Annotated in this window: 18 protein-coding genes and 4 tRNA genes; 10 read left to right on the top strand and 12 right to left on the bottom strand. The window is 68.7% G+C overall.

Features of this window, described 5'->3' with window-relative positions:
* Positions 1–59: 59 nt before the first annotated feature.
* The 7 genes from secE to FB390_RS09445 all read right to left on the bottom strand — a co-directional run bounded on the left by secE (position 60) and on the right by FB390_RS09445 (position 3,347).
* Positions 60–455: a preprotein translocase subunit SecE gene (secE, locus tag FB390_RS09475; RefSeq protein ID WP_141808627.1), complete on the bottom strand. Its 396-nt coding sequence runs from the start codon at positions 453–455 to the stop codon at positions 60–62.
* A 31-nt stretch (positions 456–486) separates the two neighbouring features.
* A tRNA-Trp gene (locus FB390_RS09470) sits at positions 487–559 on the bottom strand.
* 237 nt (positions 560–796) lie between these two features.
* On the bottom strand, positions 797–1,861 hold the full coding sequence (locus tag FB390_RS09465) for a fused (3R)-hydroxyacyl-ACP dehydratase subunits HadA/HadB (RefSeq protein WP_141811643.1): 1,065 nt from the start codon (positions 1,859–1,861) through the stop codon (positions 797–799).
* Positions 1,862–2,047: 186 nt separating this feature from the next.
* Positions 2,048–2,218 (bottom strand): 50S ribosomal protein L33, encoded by a 171-nt coding sequence (gene rpmG / locus FB390_RS09460; RefSeq protein WP_011211653.1) that lies wholly within the window; start codon positions 2,216–2,218, stop codon positions 2,048–2,050.
* A gap of 41 nt (positions 2,219–2,259) precedes the next feature.
* A tRNA-Met gene (locus FB390_RS09455) sits at positions 2,260–2,335 on the bottom strand.
* Positions 2,336–2,417: 82 nt separating this feature from the next.
* Positions 2,418–2,490: transfer RNA gene (locus FB390_RS09450), tRNA-Thr, on the bottom strand.
* 774 nt (positions 2,491–3,264) lie between these two features.
* A tRNA-Tyr gene (locus FB390_RS09445) sits at positions 3,265–3,347 on the bottom strand.
* A 174-nt stretch (positions 3,348–3,521) separates the two neighbouring features.
* Between FB390_RS09445 and FB390_RS09440 the strand changes: the two genes are divergently transcribed.
* On the top strand, positions 3,522–4,013 hold the full coding sequence (locus tag FB390_RS09440; RefSeq protein WP_141808626.1) for a YajQ family cyclic di-GMP-binding protein: 492 nt from the start codon (positions 3,522–3,524) through the stop codon (positions 4,011–4,013).
* 113 nt (positions 4,014–4,126) lie between these two features.
* On the opposite strand, the gene htpX is transcribed toward FB390_RS09440, so the two are convergent.
* Together htpX and FB390_RS09430 are read right to left on the bottom strand one after the other, a co-directional pair.
* Positions 4,127–5,005 (bottom strand): zinc metalloprotease HtpX, encoded by an 879-nt coding sequence (gene htpX / locus FB390_RS09435; RefSeq protein WP_141808625.1) that lies wholly within the window; start codon positions 5,003–5,005, stop codon positions 4,127–4,129.
* A 235-nt stretch (positions 5,006–5,240) separates the two neighbouring features.
* A complete protein-coding gene (locus FB390_RS09430; RefSeq protein WP_141808624.1) occupies positions 5,241–6,263 on the bottom strand; it encodes a polyprenyl synthetase family protein in 1,023 nt (340 codons plus the stop codon).
* Between the two features lie 187 nt (positions 6,264–6,450).
* Between FB390_RS09430 and FB390_RS09425 the strand changes: the two genes are divergently transcribed.
* From FB390_RS09425 to FB390_RS09415, 3 genes are read left to right on the top strand one after another with little or no spacing between them, the layout of a single operon-like run.
* Entirely contained in the window at positions 6,451–7,722 is a 1,272-nt protein-coding gene (locus tag FB390_RS09425) for a geranylgeranyl reductase family protein (protein ID WP_141808623.1), read from the top strand.
* An 8-nt stretch (positions 7,723–7,730) separates the two neighbouring features.
* The gene (locus FB390_RS09420) at positions 7,731–8,150 is read left to right on the top strand and encodes a helix-turn-helix transcriptional regulator (RefSeq protein ID WP_141808622.1); all 420 of its coding nucleotides are present in this window, start codon (positions 7,731–7,733) and stop codon (positions 8,148–8,150) included.
* A gap of 52 nt (positions 8,151–8,202) precedes the next feature.
* A complete protein-coding gene (locus FB390_RS09415; protein WP_141808621.1) occupies positions 8,203–8,646 on the top strand; it encodes a VOC family protein in 444 nt (147 codons plus the stop codon).
* A 55-nt stretch (positions 8,647–8,701) separates the two neighbouring features.
* Here FB390_RS09415 and FB390_RS09410 read toward each other — a convergent pair whose 3' ends face one another.
* Complete coding sequence (locus tag FB390_RS09410) at positions 8,702–9,208, bottom strand: DUF2505 domain-containing protein (protein WP_141808620.1); 507 nt, start codon at positions 9,206–9,208, stop codon at positions 8,702–8,704.
* Between the two features lie 40 nt (positions 9,209–9,248).
* On the opposite strand from FB390_RS09410, the gene FB390_RS09405 reads away from it, so the two are divergent.
* Positions 9,249–9,716: a DUF3592 domain-containing protein gene (locus tag FB390_RS09405; RefSeq protein WP_141808619.1), complete on the top strand. Its 468-nt coding sequence runs from the start codon at positions 9,249–9,251 to the stop codon at positions 9,714–9,716.
* A gap of 36 nt (positions 9,717–9,752) precedes the next feature.
* Here FB390_RS09405 and FB390_RS09400 read toward each other — a convergent pair whose 3' ends face one another.
* The gene (locus FB390_RS09400; RefSeq protein WP_185756981.1) at positions 9,753–10,118 is read right to left on the bottom strand and encodes a cupin domain-containing protein; all 366 of its coding nucleotides are present in this window, start codon (positions 10,116–10,118) and stop codon (positions 9,753–9,755) included.
* A 68-nt stretch (positions 10,119–10,186) separates the two neighbouring features.
* Between FB390_RS09400 and FB390_RS09395 the strand changes: the two genes are divergently transcribed.
* From FB390_RS09395 to FB390_RS09380, 4 genes are all read left to right on the top strand, one after another.
* Positions 10,187–10,654, top strand: coding sequence for a MarR family winged helix-turn-helix transcriptional regulator (locus FB390_RS09395; protein ID WP_141808617.1), 468 nt, complete (start codon positions 10,187–10,189; stop codon positions 10,652–10,654).
* Positions 10,655–10,759: 105 nt separating this feature from the next.
* The gene (locus FB390_RS09390; RefSeq protein WP_141808616.1) at positions 10,760–11,902 is read left to right on the top strand and encodes a glycosyltransferase family 4 protein; all 1,143 of its coding nucleotides are present in this window, start codon (positions 10,760–10,762) and stop codon (positions 11,900–11,902) included.
* A gap of 97 nt (positions 11,903–11,999) precedes the next feature.
* Positions 12,000–12,704: a demethylmenaquinone methyltransferase gene (locus FB390_RS09385; protein WP_141808615.1), complete on the top strand. Its 705-nt coding sequence runs from the start codon at positions 12,000–12,002 to the stop codon at positions 12,702–12,704.
* Between the two features lie 150 nt (positions 12,705–12,854).
* Entirely contained in the window at positions 12,855–17,066 is a 4,212-nt protein-coding gene (locus FB390_RS09380) for a bifunctional nitrate reductase/sulfite reductase flavoprotein subunit alpha (RefSeq protein ID WP_246123936.1), read from the top strand.
* A 69-nt stretch (positions 17,067–17,135) separates the two neighbouring features.
* Here the strand turns inward: FB390_RS09380 and FB390_RS09375 are convergent, their stop codons facing one another.
* The gene (locus tag FB390_RS09375; RefSeq protein WP_141811642.1) at positions 17,136–18,170 is read right to left on the bottom strand and encodes an aldo/keto reductase; all 1,035 of its coding nucleotides are present in this window, start codon (positions 18,168–18,170) and stop codon (positions 17,136–17,138) included.
* 122 nt (positions 18,171–18,292) lie between these two features.
* Here FB390_RS09375 and FB390_RS09370 point away from each other — a divergent pair, with 122 nt between their 5' ends.
* Positions 18,293–18,931, top strand: coding sequence for a TetR/AcrR family transcriptional regulator (locus FB390_RS09370; RefSeq protein WP_141808613.1), 639 nt, complete (start codon positions 18,293–18,295; stop codon positions 18,929–18,931).
* Positions 18,932–18,942: the final 11 nt, after the last annotated feature.

Raw genomic sequence — 18,942 nt, 5'->3', positions numbered from 1 at the left:
GGCGGATTACTCCCGCCGGTCCGCCCCCGGGATCGGCTACCGGCGTCGGCGTCGTACTACTAGCCGAACAGCCAGTCGACACCCTTGACGAACGCCAGATCCATCCCGCTGATGAACGCGACCATGAAGACCACGAACACCAGAACAACGCTCGTATAGGTGACCATCTGCTTCCGGTTGGGCCAGATCACCTTGCGCAGTTCCGCGATGACCTCTCGCAGGAACTTGATCAAACGCGAGAACGGATTGCCCGATCCTTCGCGCTTGGCCTTTCCGGCAGTTTTGTCCTTCTTGGGCGACGTCCGGTCGATCGTGGCGATCGAACCGGTGTCGGCCGACGTGGAGCCCGAACGGGTCCGCCGCGCGGACCGCTTTCCGCTCGGCCGACTCACCGCGGCGGTGCCATCGCCTTCGTCGGCCGCATGCGCGCCGTGGCGATCCCGCTCGTCGCTCACGTCGATCCTCTCTCCGTCGCTGGCTTAAGGGCAGGGGCGACAGGACTTGAACCTGCAACCTGCGGTTTTGGAGACCGCTGCTCTGCCAATTGAGCTACGCCCCTTTGGTTGGACGGTGGAACTCGTTGTCCAACCACTGTCTGTATTCAGTTGTCGCTCTGGTCCACACAACACGCGCGCTGCTTCGGCGGTTGCCGGCTCCCATGGGCAGTCCGTCGGAGATCGTCCTCCGGACCGCCTGGAACCAGCCCCACAGAGCAGCGCGCAGCGGCTGGTGACCCCAGAAACCTGAGTGTACGTTACCGCCTAGGCCAATAGCCAATCAGGGTCGATCGACCAGGTCAGGCCAGTTGCACGGTAGCCGTCGCGCGGCCGAAGATCTTCTTGCCCGCCGACTTCGCCACGATGGCGACGACCGCGGTCCGCGTCTCCGGATCCACGGACTTCACCTTACCCGTGTACTCGATTTCGGCCGCCTCGTCGGAGCCGACGTAGACCGGGCTGGTGAAGCGGACGTTGTACTCCTTGACCGCGCCGGGATCGCCGAGCCAGGAGGTGACGAAACCGCCGCCGAGGCCCATCGTGAGCATGCCGTGCGCGACCACGTTGTCCAGGCCGACGAGCTTGACCACGTCGTCGCTCCAGTGAATGGGGTTGGCGTCGCCCGAGGCGCCCGCGTAGTTGACCAGATCGCCGCGGGTGAGGCGGACGATGCGGGTGGGCAGTTCGTCGCCGACGGAGACGTCCTCGAAATTGATCGCGTGCTTGCTCGGCGCGACCTCCGGGATGACGGCGATCGGGGCGGGCTGCTCGTCGCGCGCGGTGCGCGGGTGGTGTTCCGGCGCCTCCTCGCCGATGCCGTGCATCAGCACGTTGCGGACTGCGCCGGTGAGGTTGGGGTCGATGTCGGCGCCGCTGCGGCCGACGAGCGTGGTGTAGGTGGTGAGCACCAGCTCGTCGTTCTGCGCGGTGACGATGTTCTTGGTGACGATGATGTCGCCGCCGAAGGCCTGCCGGAAGGAGTGCAGGTAGACGTCGCAGGTCAGCTGGTCGCCGACCCGGATGGGCCGGTGGAATTCCAGAATCTGGTCGGTCTGCATGATCTGGCTGAGGTCGTAGCCCGTGACGATCTGCTCGAAGAGCTTGCGCTGGGCCAGAATGCCGACCAGGGAGATGAAGGTGAGGGGCGCGAGCAGGCCGTCGTAGCCGTATTCGGCGGCGACGTCCTCGTCCCAGTGCACCGGGTGGTAGTCCTGCACGGCGCGGGCATATTCGCGGACCTTCTCGCGGCCGACCTCGTAGTAGTCGTCGACGCGGTAGTGGTGACCGACCATGGCCGCGGCGTGGGCGGCGGGATCGAGATCCGCCTCGCTCGCCTGGACCGCTTCTTCTGTACCGGTGTTGATTGTCACGGGAGGAATGTACCTATCTGACCCCGCACCCCGGGGTCGGCGAGCGTTCACCACCGCACCCGACCGTAGAAAGCGCTCAGGGCCGGACTGATGTCCGGCCCTGCACAGCTTCACGGTTCCGAGATCCCGGGATCAGCGTCCCGGTTGCCCTTCACGCGGCAGTTTCACGCGTGGATGGGATCAGCGGGATTCGCGGTGCGCCCGGTGCGTGCCGCAGTTCGGGCAGAACTTCTTCAGCTCCAGCCGGTCCGGGTCGTTGCGCCGGTTCTTCTTGGTGATGTAGTTGCGGTGCTTGCACTGCTCGCAGGCCAAGGTGATCTTTGGCCGGACATCGGTGGACTTCGCGGCCACGACTTTCCTTCTTTCCGGTACCTGATGGGCGTAATCGGTTTTGGTAGCGATGGCCGGACTTGAACCGGCGACACAACGATTATGAGTCGTTTGCTCTACCGACTGAGCTACACCGCCACGGCGTCGCATTGCAGTGGTGCGAGCCCAGCCCCACGACAATGGGTGCGATGCCGAGTCGGTCACCACCGGCAATCCGGCGAGCCCCCTAACGGAATCGAACCGTTGACCTTTTCCTTACCATGGAAACGCTCTGCCGACTGAGCTAAGGGGGCATGACTACTTCCGCACCGTGATCCGCGTTCTCGACCCCGGGGCGGCGAAGTCTTGAACGAGATTACACACCCAACGCTCACACTTCCAAATTCCGAGGTCAGCACGCGTTTTCTCACGCGCGCAAACACCGTGAAACGCGGCCCCCGAGCGCCCTCCCACCCACGGGCCGACATCGAGCAAAGCTCACTTGCTCCGACACCCGGCAAAGCCGTGCTACGAACACGCGTCCGCAGCACCCGTCCGTCGACATCTCACAGACACGCGATCCGCCGAGGGAGCTGATCGTCCGAGAAGGTGCCATCAGCCGATCCGTCCCCGCACGGGATCTACACCCGCGCAGTCACCCCCGCACGGGATCCGCGCCCGCCCAGTCACCTCGGAACGCAAAGAGCATCCAAGATCACAGAATCCGAGCCACGGAGCGCGGCAACACCGAAATGCGGTCCGCCGGCGACCCCGAATCCAGCCCGCTCGCGACCGCCGCGGTCACGAGCAGCCCGTACCTGGGCAAAATCTCCACACTTCAACGGAGCATGCGGCACTTCAACGGAGCATGCGGCCAAACCCCCGTTCGCCGAGAAGCCCCGCCTCGAAACCACCTCGAAAATCAACCAAGGACACCAACCGCACATCCCCACAAAACGCAACCACTGCAAGGGGGGTCCGGGGGGCGAAGCCCCGCCGGGCGGGGCGTGGGGGTTGCACCCCCACAAACAAATACGAAGCGAGCCCCGCACGCGCTTTCTGCGTGCAGGGCTCGCCTGTGAGCGAAGTGGCAGGTGTAGGATTCGAACCTACGTAGGCTTTCACCGACAGATTTACAGTCTGCTCCCATTGGCCGCTCGGGCAACCTGCCTTACGTGCGCTTTCTCGGCGCGCAGAGCAGAATACAACGAACCCCGGTGTCGAATGCAAACCGGCTGGCCAAGGGCCCTGCGACGGGACTACGGTCGGGCTTCCGGGTAGAACTGACGATGCCGGTTGCACCGGTGCAGTGAGCCCGTCGGACCGTCAGGAACAGGAGCGTAGTGTGGCCGATTCGTCTTTCGATGTCGTCAGCAAGGTCGACCGGCAGGAGGTCGACAACGCTCTGCATCAGGCGGAGAAGGAGCTGAACACCCGCTACGACTTCCGCGGCACCGGCGCGAAGATCGAGTGGTCCGGTGAGGAAACGATCGTGTTGACCGCCGAGGCCGAGGAGCGGGTGAAAGCCGCGCTCGAGGTGTTCAAGGAGAAGCTGATCCGCAGGGACATCTCGTTGAAGGCGTTCGACGCGGGCGAGCCGGTGGCGTCCGGCAAGACGTACAAGATCACCGGCAGCCTGGTGCAGGGCATCGACGCCGAGAAGGCGAAGAAGATCTCGAAGAAGATCCGCGACGAGGGCCCCAAGGGCGTGAAGGCGCAGATCCAGGGCGACGAGCTGCGGGTGAGCAGCAAGAAGCGCGACGATCTGCAGGCCGTGATCGCGCTGCTGAAGGGCGAAGATTTCGGTATCGCGCTGCAGTTCGTCAACTACCGATAGGGTTGCGCCGCAACATCTTTCGCGACGGCGCAGGAAGCTGAACGAGCCCGTCGGCCAGGTGGTCGACGGGCTCGTTGTGTCGGTCGCGCGCCGGAGCCGCGGCCGCCGCGCACTCAGTAGTTGCGCGGGCCGCCCGCCATTTCCTCGAGCCGGGAGATGCGCTCGGCCATCGGCGGGTGCGTGGAGAACCAGCGTGCGGCCCGCTCACCGGCGCGGAACGGGTTGGCGATCATCAGGTGCGACTGGGCCGTCAACTGCGGCTCAGGGGGCAGCGGAGCGGCCTGTACGCCGCGTTCCAGCTTGCGCAGGGCCGAGGCGAGCGCCAGCGGGTCGCCGGTGAGTTCGGCGCCGGATTGGTCGGCCTGGTACTCGCGGGAGCGGGAGACGGCCAGCCTGATCAGGGTGGCCGCGATCGGGCCGAGCAGCGAGACGAGCAGCACGCCGATGATGTTCGGGCCGCCGTTGCCGCGGCCGCCGAAGGCCGAGGCGAAGAACGCGAGGTTGGCCAGGCCGGAGATGACCGCGGCCAGCGCGCCCGCGATGGACGAGATCAGGATGTCGCGGTTGTAGACGTGTGAGAGTTCGTGGCCGAGCACGGCGCGCAGTTCGCGTTCGTCGAGGATCTGCAGGATGCCGCTGGTACAGCAGACCGCGGCGTGCCGCGGGTTGCGGCCGGTGGCGAAGGCGTTGGGCGCGTTGGTCGGGCTGATGTAGAGCCGCGGCATCGGCTGGCGCGCCGTCGTCGCGAGCTCCCGCACGATCCGGTAGATGACCGGCGCTTCGAGCTCGCTGACCGGCTGCGCGTGCATCGCCTTCAGCGCGAGCTTGTCGCTGTTGAAGTAGGCCCAGGCGTTCATGCCGACGGCCAGCAGGATGGAGATCACCAGGATCGTCGGGCTGCGGAACATGGCCCCGGCGAACACGATGATGGCCGAGAGCCCGACCATCAGACCGAATGTCTTCAATCCGTTCGCATACCCGTGCCCGTGCATAGGTCTCCTTGCCCACTCCCCCGTCCGTCGAGTTCGTTATGCGAGATCAACGATAGGACCCGGGCGAAAGTTCCTGGTAGATCCTGACGATCGTCGGCACCGAGTGGCTTCCGGACCCGGCGCGCAACGATCCCCGACGAACCGTCCAAGCCCTGCCGACCGCCCACGGAGCGAGCCCGACGAGCGACCGTTCGCGGCCAGCGCGCCAACAACACAGCGCAGGCGCGCGGACAACTCAACCCACGCGTTCGATGGTGTAGCGGACCAGCTGTTCGAGCGCGTCGTTGGCCGGGCCGGCGGGCAGCGCGGAAAGCTCGGCGTGCGCGAGGTCGGCGTAGCCCTGCAGCTTCTCCTTGGCGAGCACCATGCCGCGCGAGTGCGCGAGCAGTTCCAGCGCCTCGGCGACCTCCTCGTCGGTCTCCAGCGGACGGGCGAGCAGCTTGCGCAGCCGGTCGCCCTCGGCGCCCTCGTCGCGCAGCGCGTAGAGCACCGGCAGGGTGTGCACGCCCTCGCGCAGGTCGGTGCCGGGGGTCTTGCCGGACTGCTCGGAGGCCGAGGAGATGTCGATGATGTCGTCGGAGATCTGGAAGGCGGTGCCGACCGCGTCGCCGAGGCGGGCCAGCCGCTCGATGTGCTCGGGGTGCGCGCCGGAGAAGGTGCCGCCGAAACGACCGGCCGCGGCGATCAGCGAGCCGGTCTTCTCCCACACGACGCGCAAGTAGTGCTCGACCGGGTCCTGCGATTCGCGGGCGCCGACGGTCTCGCGCATCTGGCCGGTGACCAGTTCGGCGAAGGTCTCGGCGATGATGCGGACGGCATCGGGGCCGAGCGTGGAGGTGAGGCGCGAGGCGTGCGCGAACAGGTAGTCGCCCGCCAGGATCGCGACATTGTTGCCCCAGCGCGAGTTCACACTGGGCGCGCCGCGGCGCATCGGGGCCTCGTCCATCACGTCGTCGTGGTACAGCGTGGCCAGGTGCACGAGTTCGACGACGGTGCCCGCGGTGATCAGGTCCGGATCGGTGGGGCGCGGGCCGAGCTGGCCGGTCAGGATGGTGAACAGCGGACGGAACCGCTTGCCGCCCGCACGTGCCAGGTGCAGTGCCGCGTCCTGCAGGAAGTCCTCGCCGTCGGAGAGTTCGGCGATCAGGAGTTTCTCGACCTCTTCCAGGCCGTTGCGGACGCTCGCCGCGAGCTCGGTGTCACCGAGTTCGACCCCGGCGACCACCGTGCTCTCATCACTAACAGCCGATGTGCTCATCTCATCTCCCAGCGCCGCGTCCGACCCCACGGTAGAGAACCTAGCGTGTTCAGCCCGCGCGGCCCATGAACACCGTCACTATGCGGTGTATCAGACACTTTTCCACATTTCGGCGGGGCCGGATCGGCCGACCTGGCGAGCGGTACTGCGTCGACACCGATCCGGCTGTCCTGCAAGTATTGAGCGCATGGGTGCACCGGATGTCTCAGCCGAGGACCGCGGGGGGAACCCGCTGCCCGATCGCGCCGAAGTGCTCGTCGTCGGCGCAGGTCCGGCCGGTTCCGCCGCGGCCGCCTGGGCCGCGCGCGCCGGCCGCGACGTGCTGCTCACCGACGCCGCGGTCTTCCCGAGGGACAAGACCTGCGGCGACGGCCTGACGCCGCGGGCGACCAAGGAGCTCGAGCACCTCGGTCTAGGCGAATGGCTGCGCGCGCACACGGTCAACCACGGCCTGCGCATGACCGGCTTCGGCAGGGAAGCCCTGCTCAGCTGGCCGGGCGGCGGATTCCCGAGCTACGGAAGCGCCGTCGCGCGAACCGAACTCGACGACAAGCTGCGCGAAACGGCGGTGAAGTCCGGCGCGCGGATGCTGGACGGCACGAAGGTGGTGGATGTCACCCGCGCGGGTGACCGCGTCACGGGTGTGACGGTGCAGACGGCCGAGGGGTCGCGCGAGATCGCCTGCGACATCCTGGTCGTCGCCGACGGCGTGCGCTCGCCGGTCGGCAAGCTGCTCGGCCGCGTCTGGCACCGGCGGTTCGCCTACGGCACCGCGGCGCGCGCCTACATCAAGTCGGGCCGCAGCGACGATCAGTGGATCACCTCGCACCTCGAATTGCGCGATGCCGAAGGCCGATTGGTGCCTGGTTACGGCTGGGTGTTCCCCCTGGGCAACGGCGAGGTCAACATCGGCGTCGGGTCGCTTGCCACCGAGCGGCGGCCCTCGCACATCGCGCTGAAACCGCTACTGCGCCATTACACCTCGCAGCGTTACGAGGAGTGGCAGTTCGAGGGCGAGCCGCGCGCGGTGGCCTCGGCGCTGCTGCCGATGGGCGGCGCGGTGTCGAACGTGGCGGGCCGCAACTGGGTGCTGATCGGCGACGCCGCGGGCTGCGTGAACCCGCTCAACGGCGAGGGCATCGACTACGGCCTGGAGGGCGGGCACATGCTCGCCGACCTGCTGGACGCGCCCGATTTCACCGGCTTGTGGCCGGATCTGCTGCGCGCACGCTACGGCCGCACCTTCTCGGCGGCGCGCCGGATCGCGGGCCTGGCCACCCATCCCCGCATGGTCCCCACCGGCGGCCCGCCGGTGATGCGCTCGAAGTACTTGCAGCGCACCGCGGTTCGCGTGATGGGCAACCTGGTCACCGACGAGGACCTGGACATCACCGCGCGCGCTTGGCGGCTCGCGGGACGGGCGTCCATGCGCTACGACGATCTGCCGCCCTTCACCTGAGGCACGCGATGGGCGAACCACGCGGATTGCCCGCGCTCTACCTTCTTCCGCACCTGCGCAAGGCGCGGGATCTCGCGGATCGGCACTACGCCGACCCGCTGAATCTAGACGAGCTGGCCACCGCCGCAGGGGTTTCCAAGTACCACTTCCTGCGCGCCTTCGCGGCGGTGTACGGCCGGACACCGGCGGCGTACCTGGCCGAGCGGCGCATCGAACGCGCGCAAGATCTGCTGCGCGCCACCAACCTGACGGTCACCGAGGTCTGCATGATGGTCGGCTACGCCAGCCTCGGTTCGTTCAGCTCCAAGTTCCGCCAGCTGGTCGGGGTCACCCCGTCGGAGTACCAGGCGAAGTTCGCCGACGGCGCGCCGCGCATCCCCGGTTGCTACGTCTTCATGCACGGGCTATCCGACCGCGAGCGGCCCTGACACCGCAATTTCGGAGAAGCCACAGAGCGGCGGCCGCCCATAGCCTGGGAGCATGACGACGATTTCGAATATCTCCCTGGTCACCGTGTACGTCACCGATCAGGACGAGGCCAAGCGGTGGTACATCGACAAGCTCGGATTCGTGGAGACCGGCGACGTCACCATGGGCGAGAACGGTTTCCGCTGGGTGACCGTCGCACACCCGGACCACCTGGAACTGGAGGTCACGCTGATGATTCCCGGGCCGCCGCTGGACGAGAACATGGCCGAGGCGGTCCGCCGGGCGCTGGCCAACGGCACGCACGGCGCGTTGGGTCTGCGGACGGAGAACTGTCAGAAGGCCTTCGAGGAGCTGACGGCCAAGGGCGTCGAGTTCATCCAGCCGCCCGCCGAACGGCCGTACGGCACCGAGGCGATCATCCGGGACAACTCGGGCAACTGGCTGGTGCTGGTGGAGCAGAAGGAATTCGACCCGAAGGGCTTCGCCACGCAGTGACGGGCTCGAACGGAATCGGGCGCCCGACCCTGGGCGCCCGATTCGACGGACTGGATCAGGCGGACGTCTCCGCGGTGAGCCACTCCTCGAAGAATTTGCGCTCACTGTTGAGCACGCGGTGGAACAGCTGCTCGGCCAGCGGCTCGATGGCGCCGCCGACCAGCGACACCTTCACCGCGACGGTGCCGACGACCTCGATCTCGCACCCTTCGGCGGTGGGACGCAGTTCGAAGGAGCCCGACATCTCACTGGTGACGCCCGTGGTGCCCGCCTGGAAGACGCCCTTGGCGATCTCGCCGTCCAATGCCTGCCAGTCGTCGGTGCGCGAGAGCACCAATTCGTTCTTCAGTACCTTGCGAACGATGCTGGGAATCTTGTCCGGACGGGCCTTTTCGGTCATGTGGATGCGGATGGTGTCCGCGCCGCCGGGGTGCGACAGCTCGAGGGTCGCGGTCTCGGTATTCGCGAAACGGGCGCGCCAGGCGTCGTCGGTGGTGAGTGCCCGGTGGAGATCTTCGACCGGGACGGCGTAGGGCACGGTGAAGCTGAATTTTCGGGACATGGGCGCACACGCTAGTCGAGGCGGTCGGTAGCCTGTGGCGGTGTCGGAAACCAGCCAGTCCGAAAGGCGGACCGTCCGCCTACGGCGGGCGAGGATCGGCGTACTCACCGCCGCGACGGTCGTCAGCGTGCTCATGGTGTTGCTGGTGCTCGCCGCTTGGCGCAACGACTATCTCATCAGTTCCGACAAAGGCGTGACCACCGGCGAGGTGCTTTCCGCGGGCCGGTTGCGTTCGGCGGTCATCTACGTCACACCCGATGGCGAGACGCACAATCCGAAGGTCGGCGTGCTGTACCCGACCAATCTGACCGCGGGCGAGCGCATCAACGTCGAGTACAGCCGCAGCGATCCCGATCTGGTCCGGGTGGCGGGCCGCGACGTCCGGGTCGCCATCCAGCCCGCCCTCTCGGTGATCGTGGTGGTGTGGGCGTTGGCGCTGCCCGCGCTGTGGTTGATCGTCCGCGCGGGCAGGCGCGAACCGAAGGTCATCGCGGCCGCGGCCCGCTGAGCCGGCCCGCCATCGCGGCGCCGACGATCGGCGGATTCACTGCGCCCACGGCGGGCTGAGCTTGCTGCCGTCGGGCATGGTCGCTTGGAATCCGGCGGCGATCGCGACGTGCGCGACGGCCGGTTCGTCGCCGGGATTGCCCACCGCGATGGGCTCGCCCGCGGGCACGATCGCGACATCGCCCGCGCCGAGCCGCTGACCGCTGACCTCCAGCACGCCGGAGAGCACCATGAAGATCTCGTCGCGGTCCAAGACGTGCGCCTCGTCGCTCGCACGGCGCGGCGCGACGGTCAGCCGCCAGGTACAGACGTCCGCCGAACCGCGGCTGGGGGCCGCCATGGCGCTGAATTCGACGCCGGGGAGCTCGAAGCGCTGCGCTTCGGCGGCCTTGATGACGTGCATTGACACTCCTCGAATACCGGGAAATAGACAAGCCAGCTTGATCAAGCTGGCTTGTCTATCATGACGGCATGGCATCCACACCGCAAGACCCGGATCTCGGCATCCTCCTCGGGCTGGCCTACGAACAGTTCGTCGTCGAACTGCGAGCGTCCTTGACCGAGCACGGTTTCGACGACCTCGGCCGCTCGGACGGGTACGTCTTCCGCTGCCTGACCAAGCGGCCGATGAACGTCAGCGAGCTGGCCGAACGCCTCGGGATCACCAAGCAGGGGGCGGCGCAGATCGTCGACGACATGCAGCGACGCGGCTACGTGGAACGACGTCCCGATCCGGCCGACGGCCGCGCGAAACTGCTCTACCTCACCGAACGCGGCAACGCCGCGCTCGCCGCGGCGAGGCGATACCACCGGAATCGGGAACAGCGGCTCGCGCGCGAGTTCGGTCCGGACGCGCTGCGCACGCTGCGCGCGGTGCTCGGCGCGGTCGCGACCGAGGAGCGGCTGGCGGATCCGCAACTGCGGGCGCTGTACGTCTGAGCCGGCGGGCCACTGTCTGCGACAGCGCGAGGAGTTCGCCGGAACTTTCCGCGCGCTTCATGTGCGCGTGGCTGCGGCGCGCGCTGCACGGGTCACGCTGAGGTGGTGCGCGTAGCCATCGTTTCGGAGTCCTTCCTGCCGAACATGAACGGCGTCGTCAATTCGGTCCTCCGGGTGCTCGATCACCTGGACAAACACGGACACCAGGCGCTGGTGATCGCGCCCGACACGCCCCGCGGACTGCCCGCCGCCGCAGGCGAATACGGCCGTTTCCGAGTGCACCGGGTGCCCGCGGTGATGGTGCCCAAGGTCAGTTCGCTGCCGGTCGGGCTGCCGCAGCCGGGCATCACCGCCGCGATCGCCGAATTCGACGCCGACCTGGTGCATCTGGCCTCCCCGTTCCTGCTCGGCGCCGGCGGTCTCGGCGCGGCGCTGCGGCTGGATCTCCCGACGATCGCGGTGTACCAGACCGACGTGGCGGGCTTCGCGCAAAGCTACGGGCTCGGGCTGGCCAGCCGCGCGGCCTGGGCTTGGACGCGGCGCATCCACGAGGGCGCGACTCGCACGCTGGCGCCCTCCCGCGCGGCCGCCGAAGACCTGGCCAGGCACGGCATCCCGCGGGTGCACCGGTGGGGTCGCGGCGTGGACATCGCCAGGTTCACCCCGTCGGCGCATCGCGCGGAACTCCGCGAGCGCTGGCTCGACGGGCACGAGCGACTCGTCGTCGGGTTCGTCGGCAGGCTGGCGCCGGAGAAGCACGTCGAGCGATTGGCCGCGCTGGCGGGCGATCCCACCATTCAGCTGGTGATCGTCGGCGACGGACCGGAACGAGACCGGCTCGCCCAGCTCATGCCGGACGCGGTGTTCACCGGCGAACTCGGCGGCGACGAACTGGCGCAGGCGTACGCCAGTCTGGATGTGATGGTGCACGCGGGCGAGCACGAGACCTTCTGCCAAGGCGTACAGGAGGCGCTGGCCTCCGGCGTCCCGGTCATCGGGCCGGACGCGGGCGGTCCGCGCGACCTCGTCGCGCACTGCCGCAACGGCTATCTGCTCCCGGTCGACCGGTTCACCGAGCTGCTGCCCAGCGCCGTGGCCGCGCTGCGCGATCCGGCACTGCGCGCCCGATTCGCCGTCGCCGCACGCAAATCCGTACTGCACCGAACCTGGCCTGCCGTGTGCGACGAGCTGATGGGGCACTACGCCGACGTCACCGGACAGGACTTTCAGCTGTCGAATACGGCGTAGACCCGACCGGGGGAAGAGCACAACCCGGCCCGACTCCTACAGCCCTGTGATCGGGTACACGCGGGTCCGTAACGGACAGTCGCTTAAGGTCGTTGGCGTGGCGCAAACGCATGCAGGTCGAGCCTCCCTGGACAAGCGGCCGGGCGAGGTCGCAGCGATGTTCGACGGGGTCGCCAAGCGATACGACCTCACCAACACCGTGATCTCCGCGGGTCAGGACCGCTACTGGCGCTGGGCGACCCGTAAGGCGCTCGGGCTCCGGCCGGGCGAGCGGGTGCTCGACCTCGCGGCGGGCACCGGCGTCTCGACCCTGGAGTTCGGCAAGTCCGGCGCCTGGTGCGTGGCCACCGACTTCTCCAAGGGCATGCTCGCCGCGGGCCGGTTCCGCAATGTGCCGATGGTCGCGGGTGACGCCATGGCCCTGCCTTTCGCCGACGACTCGTTCGACGCGGTGACCATCTCCTACGGTCTGCGCAACGTCTCGGATCCGGATCTGGCGCTGCGCGAGATGCTGCGGGTCACCAAGCCGGGCGGGCGGCTGGTGGTCGCCGAGTTCTCGACGCCGACCTTTCCGGTGTTCCGGACCCTCTACATGGAGTACCTGATGAAGACGCTCCCGAAGGTGGCGCGGGCGGTCAGCAGCAATCCGGACGCCTACGTGTACCTGGCGGAATCGATCCGGGCGTGGCCGAATCAGCGGCAGCTGGCCATGCGGATCGCCAAGGCGGGGTGGTCGACGGTCAAGTGGCGCAATCTCAGCGGCGGGGTCGTCGCCCTGCACCGCGGATACAAGCTCGGCTGACTCCGTCAGCGGCCCCTCCAGGCCGCTGACCTGCGCAAAGGTGACGAAAAACACACCTCACAGCCGCTGATGAGAGCGGTGAGGAGAATTGTCACCTGGCGATAACGTTGGGTAAATCCCGCGCAATCGACGTTCCGCATGATCGGTGACATGTCGGACGCAGCCAGCAGCCCCGCGCCGGGCACCGCCAGAACGGCGTGCTCGTACTGCGGCGTGGGGTGCGGCATCACGGTCGAGACCACGTCGGGCCCCGACGGCGCGCCGGTGATCGCCAAGGTCAGCGGCGACAAGCTGCATCCAGCGAACGCGGGCAGGCTCTGCACCAAGGGCGCCACCCACGCGGAACTGATGCGCACGTCCGGCCGGATGACCACCGCCTACCGGCGGCCCGAGCGCGGCCGGGAGCCGATGCCGATCGCCGTCGACGCCGCCGTGCGCGAGGCCGCCGACCGGTTGCGCGCGATCCTGGACGAGCACGGACCGGACGCCATCGCGCTGTACGTCTCCGGACAGATGACGCTGGAGGCGCAGTACCTGGCCACCAAGCTGGCCAAGGGTTACCTGCGGACCGTGCACATCGAGGCCAACTCGCGGCTGTGCATGGCCAGCGCGGGCACCGGTTACAAGCAGTCGCTCGGCGCCGACGGCCCGCCCGGCTCCTACGACGACTTCGAGCACGCCGACCTGTTCTTCGTCACCGGCGCCAACATGGCCGACTGCCATCCGATCCTGTTCCTGCGGATGGCCGATCGGCTGAAGGCGGGCGCCAAGCTGATCGTCGCCGATCCGCGCCGCACCGACACCGCCGCGCGCGCCGACCTGTTCCTCCAACTGCGCCCCGGCACCGACCTCGCGCTGCTCAACGGCCTGCTGCACCTGCTCGTCGCCAACGGCGACATCGACGAGGAGTTCATCGCCGAGCACACCGAGGGCTGGGACGCCATGCCCGAGTTCTTGGCCGACTATCCGCCGGAGCGGGTCGCCGAGATCACGGGGCTCGCCGAACAGGACATCCGCACCGCGGCGCGCTGGATCGGCGAGGCGCGCGAGTGGATGACGCTGTGGACGATGGGACTCAACCAGTCCACGCACGGCACCTGGAACACCAACGCGATCTGCAATCTGCACCTGGCCACCGGCGCCATCTGCCGCCCTGGCAGCGGGCCCTTCTCGTTGACCGGCCAGCCGAACGCCATGGGCGGGCGCGAGATGGGGTACATGGGCCCCGGTCTGCCCGGCCAGCGCTCGCTGCTCTCGGCCGCCGACCGCGTCTTCGTGGAGACGGCGTGGGGCGTCGAGCCCGGGACGATTCGCACCGAGGCCGGGCCGGGCACCATCGAGATGTTCCGCGGCATGGCCGAGGGCGACATCAAGGCGGCGTGGATCATCTGCACCAATCCCGTAGCGTCCGTGTCGAATCGGAAGACGGTGATCGCGGGCCTCGAGGCCGCCGAACTGGTGATCGCGCAGGACGCCTACACCGAATCGGCCACCAACGCCTATGCCGACCTGCTGCTGCCCGCCACGCTCTGGGCCGAGGCCGAGGGCGTGACGGTGAACTCCGAACGCAACGTCACCCTGTTGCAGCGCTCGGTCGACCCGGTCGGCGACGCGCGGCCGGATTGGCTGCTGATCGCGCAAGTCGCCATGGCCATGGGCTTTCCCGGCTTCGAATACTCCTCCAGCGCCGAGGTTTTCGCCGAAATCCAGGGCTTCGCCAATCCGGCGACGGGTTACGACCTGCGCGGCATGAGCTACGATGCGCTGCGCGACGGCCCGATGCAGTGGCCGTGCGCCGAGCCGGACAAGCGCCGTAACCCGATCCGCTACCTGAACGACGGCGTCAGCCAGGAACTCTTCGTCGACGACGCGGGTCACCGCCCGCGGCTCGCGTTCGCCACCGCGAGCAGGCGCGCGATGTTCTGGCCGCGCCCCCACCTGCTTCCGGAGGAAATGCCGGACGACGACTACCCGTTCGTGCTGAACACCGGTCGCCTGCAACACCAGTGGCACACCATGACCAAGACGGGCAAGATCGCCAAGCTCACGAAGCTGAACGGGCAGCCGTTCCTCGAGGTGCACCCGCGCGATGCCGAACGCCTCGACGTGCGTCCCGGCGATCAGCTCGAAATCGCCTCCCGCCGTGGGCGAGCCGTGCTTCCGGTGCAGATCAGTGACCGGGTCCGCCCCGGCGACTGCTTCGCGCCGTTCCACTGGAACGACGAACAGGGTGAGTACCTGACCATCAACGCCGTCACCAACGACGCCGTCGATCCGGCGTCGCTACAGCCCGAGTTCAAGCAGTGCGCCGTCTCGCTGCGCCGCGTCGCGCCGATGAAGCGCGCCGAAACGCCCGTCGCCGAGCCGGTTTCCGCGCCGTCGACCGGCGCGCATCCGCTCGCGGTGATGCTCGGGCTGGACAACGGTGTCGCGCCTACGCTCAGCGACACCGAACAGATCTACCTCAGCGGGTATCTGGCCGCGCTGCACTCGCTTCCGGTGGTCGGCCAGCCGGTGCTGCCGGAGACCGCGCCGCTGTCCAGCCGCAGCAGGCTCTGGATCGACGGCCTGCTCGCGGGCATGTACTCGCGCGGCGCGTCGGCGGCCGAGTCTCCGGCGCCCGCCGCCGAGGAGCGGCCGGTCACGGTGCTGTGGGCCTCGCAGACCGGCAACGCCGAGGAGTTCGCCGCCGCGACGGCCGAGCGGCTTGCCGAGTCCGGCTTCGCGCCACGGCTTTTCGACATGGATTCCTGCGATCTCGGCGTGCTGACCGGCGACGCGCTGTTCATCAGCAGCACCTTCGGCGATGGCGGCCCACCCGACAACGGCGCGGACTTCTGGGCCAGGCTGACCGACAGCGCGACCCGCCTGACCGGCCTGCGCTACGCGGTCCTCGCGCTCGGCGACTCCTCCTACGACGACTTCTGCGGGCACGGCCGCAAGCTGGACGAGAAGCTGGCCGAGCGCGGCGCGACCCGGCTGCTGCCGCGGGTGGACTGCGAACCCGACTACGAGGAGCCCGCGGCCCGCTGGCTCGACGACGTGCTCGGCGCGTTCGGCGGCGGGAACGACGGCGGCGGCGGGAACGACGGCGGCCCGGACGACGGCGACGGTCCTGCTCCCACGGGCGGTTCGGGCCCGCGCCGATCGGTCCGCGCCGCGAGCTCCGGCGGCACCATGGTGCTGACCAGGCCCGAAGCACCGGCTCCCGCACGCTCGCTGCGCACCGCGCCCGCGCCCTTCACCCGAAACGCTCCGGTGGCCGCGCCGCTCGCACGCAACGAACTGCTCTCGCTCGCCGGATCGCCGAAAGAGGTGCGCCAGTTCGGTTTCGACCTGCGCGGCCTGGACGCGGGTTACGAGGTCGGCGATTCGCTGGGCGTGTGGCCGTCGAACTGTCCGTCGCTGGTCGAGGAATGGCTCGCCGCCACCGGCCTGGACGGTCGGCGCGTCGTCGAGGTCGACGATCGGGAGATGCCGCTGACCGAAGCGCTGCGCACCCGGTACGACATCACCAGGGTCAGCCACGACTTCTTGAGCTTCATCGGCGACCGCAATGCCAGCAACCAGCTCGCCAAACTGCTGCGACGGGACAACCGCAACGAGCTCGACAGCTACCTGTGGGACCGTCAGGCCGTCGACGTGCTGCGCGACTTCCCGGTGCGCGCCGACCTGGTGGAATGGCTCGGCGCGCTGAAAAAGCTCCAGCCGCGCCAGTATTCGATCTCGTCGAGCCCGCTGGTCAGCCCGGACGAGGTGCAGCTGACGGTCGGCGTCGTGCGCTACGGCGAACCCGTTGGCACATCAGCCCGGCGCGGCGGGGTCTGTTCGACCTACCTCGCCGACCGGGTGGGCGATGCGACGGTGCCGATCTTCCTCCAGCGCGCACCGCATTTCCGGCCGCCGCTGGACCCGACCGCACCGATGATCATGGTGGGGCCGGGCACCGGCATCGCACCGTTCCGCGGCTTCCTCCAGGAACGCAGGGCGCTCGGCGCGACCGGCCGCAATTGGCTGTTCTTCGGCGAACAGCACGCGGCGCAGAACTTCTACTACCGCGCGGAGCTGGAGGACATGTTCCGCACCGGTTTCCTCACCCGCCTCGACCTGGCGTTCTCCCGCGACCAGCGGGAGCGGATCTACGTGCAGCACCGGATGATCGAGCACGGCGCCGAGCTGTGGTCGTGGCTTCGCGACGGCGCCCACTTCTACGTGTGCGGCGACGCGGCGCGGATGGCCAAGGACGTCGACGACACGCTGCTCGCCATCGCCCGCATCCACGGCAAGCTGGACGAGGAAGGCGCGCTGGCGTTCCGCAAGCAGCTCGTCGCCGAGAAGCGTTACGTGCGCGACGTCTACTGAGCCGCCGCGCGTCGGCCCATCGCTTCGCGAATCCGCCCGCGCCGCACCATCGCTCGAGCGCGCCCCGAACTACACCGCGGGCGGGTTGAGCCGGGTGAAGTCCGGCAGGCGGTAGTACGGGTAGTAGGGGTACGGCGGTGTGGCGGCGCTGGCCTTGTCCAGGCGGGCGATCTGGTCCTGGTCGAGGCGCCAGCCGACCGCGCCGAGGTTCTGGCGCAGCTGTTCCTCGTTGCGCGCGCCGACGATGACCGTCGCGACGGTGGGGCGACCGAGCAGCCAGTTGAGCGCGATCTGCGGGACGGTCTTGCCGGTCTCGGCGGCGATCTCGTCCAGCACGTCGACCACGTCGTAGAGCAGGTCGTCGTCGACGGGCGGGCCCGCCTCGGCGGTCTGGTGCAGCCTGCTGCCCGCGGGCAACGGCTGTCCGCGCCGGATCTTGCCGGTGAGCCTGCCCCAGCCGAGCGGGCTCCACACCACGGCGCCGACGCCCTGATCCTGCCCGAGCGGCATCAGTTCCCACTCGTAGTCGCGGCCGACCAGCGAGTAGTACACCTGGTGCGCGACGTAGCGGGTCAGGCCGTTGCGGTCCGCGGCGGCAAGGGATTTCATCAGCTGCCAGCCCGCGAAGTTGGAGGCCCCGAGGTAGCGGATCTTGCCCGCGCGCACCAGGTCGTCCAGGGCGGCCAAGACCTCGTCGACGGGAGTGTGCGCGTCGAAGGCGTGCAGCTGGAACAGGTCGATGTGATCGACGCCGAGACGGCGCAGCGAGCCTTCGACCGCGCCGATCAGCCGGGCTCGGCCCGAGCCCGCGTCGTAGGGCCCGGGTCCCGTCGGCAGGCTCGCCTTGGTGGACAGCAGCAGCCGATCCCGCCTGCCCTTGATGGCCGCGCCGAGGACTTCCTCCGAGGCGCCGTCGGAGTAGACGTCCGCGGTGTCGAACATCGTGACGCCCGCTTCCAGGCTGATGTCGACCAGCGTGCGCGCCTGCTCGGCATCGGTGTCGCCCCACGCGCCGAACAGTTCGCCGCGACCGCCGAAAGTGCCCGCGCCGAAGCTCAGGGCTGGGACGAGCAGACCCGATGCGCCGAGCCGCCGGTACTCCATCTGTGAGTCCATGCGCGTATCCCATCCATGCTTCACAGGACGGCCCTCCTAAAGGGTCTATAGTTCCGTTAACACTTCGGACAGTACACCCCTTTCGCCGCAAATGAAACTGGAGTTCCGTTATGACGCCAGAAGAACCCGCTCCCGGCTCGATTCGCCCAGGTGGGCGCACCGCGCGCATCCGCGCGGCCGTCCTGCGCACCGCGGGTGATCTCCTCGCCGAACGGGGTTTCGCCACACTGGATCTCGCGGAGATCGCGGCCGCTTCCGGTGTCGGCAAGACCACCGTCTACCGGCGCTGGGGCACCCCGGCCGGGCTCGTCGCCGACCTGCTCGACGACATGGCCGAGCAATCGGTGCCGCGCGCCGACACCGGATCGCTGCGCGGCGATCTCACGGCCAACGCGCGGCTGGTCGCCGAGACGCTGACCGATCCGCGCCAAGGCCGCCTGTTCCAGGCCGTGATCGCCGCCGCCACCGGCGATCCGGTGACCGCGGCGGCGCTGCGCCGCTTCTACGACGTCCGCCTCACCGAGTGGGCGCCGTGCGTCGAAGCCGCCATCGCGCGCGGCGAGGCTCCCGCAGGGACCGATCCGCGCGCGGTCCTGTCCGCCGTCTCCGCGCCGCTCTACTACCGCCTGCTGGCCAGCGGCGATCCGATCGACGAGGCAGCCGCCGATTCCGCTGCCAAGGCGGCGCTGGATGCCGTGGCCGCAGGCACTTTCGTCACGGACCGGTCCGCAACCCCCGACCGAAGGTGACATTCGGTCCG

The sequence above is a fragment of the Nocardia bhagyanarayanae genome (assembly GCF_006716565.1).
In the GTDB taxonomy this organism is placed as follows: Bacteria; Actinomycetota; Actinomycetes; order Mycobacteriales; family Mycobacteriaceae; genus Nocardia; species Nocardia bhagyanarayanae.
Note: the sequence above shows the minus strand (reverse complement) of the source record. Positions and strands in the feature narration are given on the sequence as shown.

Bases quoted from the DNA above. Each gene is read 5' to 3' on its own strand.
- FB390_RS09380 (WP_246123936.1), top strand. From the start codon at position 12,855: ATGTCGGACGCAGCCAGCAGCCCCGCGCCGGGCACCGCCAGAACGGCG.
- FB390_RS09425 (WP_141808623.1), top strand. From the start codon at position 6,451: ATGGGTGCACCGGATGTCTCAGCCGAGGACCGCGGGGGGAACCCGCTG.
- FB390_RS09410 (WP_141808620.1), bottom strand. From the start codon at position 9,208: ATGTCCCGAAAATTCAGCTTCACCGTGCCCTACGCCGTCCCGGTCGAA.
- FB390_RS09415 (WP_141808621.1), top strand. From the start codon at position 8,203: ATGACGACGATTTCGAATATCTCCCTGGTCACCGTGTACGTCACCGAT.
- FB390_RS09420 (WP_141808622.1), top strand. From the start codon at position 7,731: ATGGGCGAACCACGCGGATTGCCCGCGCTCTACCTTCTTCCGCACCTG.
- FB390_RS09400 (WP_185756981.1), bottom strand. From the start codon at position 10,118: ATGCACGTCATCAAGGCCGCCGAAGCGCAGCGCTTCGAGCTCCCCGGC.
- FB390_RS09375 (WP_141811642.1), bottom strand. From the start codon at position 18,170: ATGGAGTACCGGCGGCTCGGCGCATCGGGTCTGCTCGTCCCAGCCCTG.
- FB390_RS09370 (WP_141808613.1), top strand. From the start codon at position 18,293: ATGACGCCAGAAGAACCCGCTCCCGGCTCGATTCGCCCAGGTGGGCGC.
- FB390_RS09395 (WP_141808617.1), top strand. From the start codon at position 10,187: ATGGCATCCACACCGCAAGACCCGGATCTCGGCATCCTCCTCGGGCTG.
- htpX (WP_141808625.1), bottom strand. From the start codon at position 5,005: ATGCACGGGCACGGGTATGCGAACGGATTGAAGACATTCGGTCTGATG.
- FB390_RS09430 (WP_141808624.1), bottom strand. From the start codon at position 6,263: ATGAGCACATCGGCTGTTAGTGATGAGAGCACGGTGGTCGCCGGGGTC.